Source organism: Porphyromonas sp. CAG:1061 (genome assembly GCF_000435035.1).
In the GTDB taxonomy this organism is placed as follows: Bacteria; Bacteroidota; Bacteroidia; order Bacteroidales; family Porphyromonadaceae; genus Porphyromonas_A; species Porphyromonas_A somerae.
The window spans coordinates 1-2,320 of sequence record NZ_HF988867.1 but is presented as its reverse complement, the minus strand read 5'-3'; the positions used below and the strand labels follow the sequence as shown (position 1 = coordinate 2,320).

Below are 2,320 nucleotides of genomic sequence, written 5' to 3'. Positions count from 1 at the left end.
TCGGGGCTAGCTGAGTGGCACCCTCGCGGGTGCTTTGGCGAAACGTCCGACATGTCTGGGTTGTCCGACCCCTCAGCCAGGGTCCTTTCCCCATAGGTGCTCGAATGAATACTACACAACCATTTCTAATGCATAACCCTTGAATCCGGAACCCCCTTGCGTGCAACAGTCTCTCAATTTATAGTATCTTTGTAGCTGTATGAAATTTGAGATAGTACATAGCGATAAAGGCTCGTCGGCACGAGCCGGGGTGCTGCACACGCCACATGGCGAGGTGCATACGCCTATATTTATGCCGGTTGGCACGGTGGGGAGTGTGAAGGCGGTACATGCTTGGGAGCTGCAGAAGGATATCCAAGCGGAGATTATCCTCGGGAATACCTACCATCTGTACCTTCGCCCTGGCACGGAGATTATCCGCGGTGCGGGGGGTATTCAGAAGTTTAATAGTTGGGAGGGGCCGATGCTCACCGATAGTGGCGGGTTTCAGGTCTTTTCACTTGCCGATAGCCGAAAGATCACTGAGGAGGGGGTGCAATTTCAGAGCCATATTGATGGGTCACGTCACCTCTTCACCCCTGAGCGGGTGATGGATATCCAGAGGGAGATTGGTGCTGATATCATCATGGCTTTTGATGAGTGCCCTCCTGGCGACTGCGATTGGCGGTATGCTCGGCAGTCGCTTGACCTCACATTGCGTTGGCTAGAGCGGTGCCATAAACGATTATCTGAGACCGAACCGCTTTACGGCTACCCTCAGAGCCTATTCCCCATTGTACAAGGGGCTGGCTTTAGCGATCTCCGAAGGGAGTCGGCAGAGCGTGTGGCGGAACTAGGGGCTGATGGCAATGCCATTGGTGGTCTCAGCGTGGGGGAGCCTACGGAGGTGATGTACGAGATGATAGAGGTGGTGAATGAGGTACTCCCTAAGGACCGCCCTAGATACCTGATGGGGGTGGGCACGCCCGCCAATATCCTTGAGGGGATAGAGCGTGGGGTGGATATGTTTGACTGCATCATGCCTACCCGCAATGGGCGTAATGGTCAGCTATTTACTTGGCGTGGCACTATGAATATGCGTAATGAGAAGTGGAAAGACGACTATTCACCTCTTGACCCTGAGGGGACGAGCTATGTAGACCACACCTATAGCAAGGCGTATGTACGCCACCTGATTAAGTCGGATGAGCTACTGGGGCTACAGATTGCAAGCATCCACAACCTTGCTTTTTACCTCGATCTAGTGAGGCAAGCACGCAAGCATATCATTGAGGGCGACTACCCTCAGTGGAAGGCGAGTGTACTCCCCGAACTACAGCAAAGACGATAATCCAATCCATTGACGATGAAGCAAAAGGGTAGACATCTATTGGATCGTTTGGGGGTGAAACGAATCGACCGATACATCATTAGTCGCTTCCTTGGTACCTTCCTCTTTGCACTGATGCTAATACTCATCATCATTGTGGTGATCGATATTCAGGAGAAGATGGAGGAGTTCCTCAATCCTGCCCTACCCTTTATGGATATTGTGTGGTACTATATCGCCTTTATCCCCTACTATGCGTTGCTCCTCTCACCGCTATTCATCTTTATCACGGTGGTATTCTTTACGAGTAAGCTGGCGGCACGCTCCGAAATCATTGCGATGCAGGCGGCAGGGATGAGTTTCAATCGTATCCTCCGCCCTTACTTCATATCGGCAGCAATTATTGCGGTGGTCTCCTTTGTATTTAGTGCATGGATTATCCCCAACCTCAATGTGATTCGCATCGACTTTACCAACACGTGGGTCAAAAATAAAAAGGTGGAGATGGACCAAAACATCCAAGCGGCAGTGGCACCGGGTGAGGTGGTCTACTTCAGCACCTTTGATGCGAGAGAAAATATGGGCTACAACTTCTCACTACAGAAGTTTGAGGAGAATACGCTCACTAGTCAGCTCACCGCACAGCGGATTGCCTATCACAGTGATAGCCTCTATCATTGGACTGTCTACGACTACCATATCCGCACTTTTGATGGGCTCAAGGAGCACAATGAGTACGGCGACCAGCTAGATACCCTCTTGATCCTCACCCCAGCCGACCTCCTAATCTCTAGAGAGGATGGCGAGCAGCTCACCAATGCCGAACTGAGCCACTACATAGAGCAACAAAAGAAGCGTGGGGTGGGCAATATCCAGAGTTTTCAAGTGGAGTATCACCGGCGATATGCCTCGATTCTTGCCGCCTTTATTCTCACCCTTATTGGGGTTTCCCTTTCGGCACGCAAGGTAAAGGGAGGGCTGGGGGTCAACATGGCTATCGGCTTGGCGCTC

The 2,320-nt window shown here is 51.6% G+C and carries 2 protein-coding genes; both read left to right on the top strand.

All coding sequences use genetic code 11. The annotated features are described in order from the left end of the window. Positions 1-199: 199 nt before the first annotated feature. On the top strand, positions 200-1,330 hold the full coding sequence (gene tgt, locus QVO39_RS01820; protein WP_018029223.1) for a tRNA guanosine(34) transglycosylase Tgt: 1,131 nt from the start codon (positions 200-202) through the stop codon (positions 1,328-1,330). A gap of 15 nt (positions 1,331-1,345) precedes the next feature. After that, on the top strand, positions 1,346-2,320 hold a 975-nt coding region (locus tag QVO39_RS01815), incomplete at its 3' end, for an LptF/LptG family permease (protein ID WP_288171513.1).

Bases quoted from the DNA above. Each gene is read 5' to 3' on its own strand.
- tgt (WP_018029223.1), top strand. From the start codon at position 200: ATGAAATTTGAGATAGTACATAGCGATAAAGGCTCGTCGGCACGAGCC.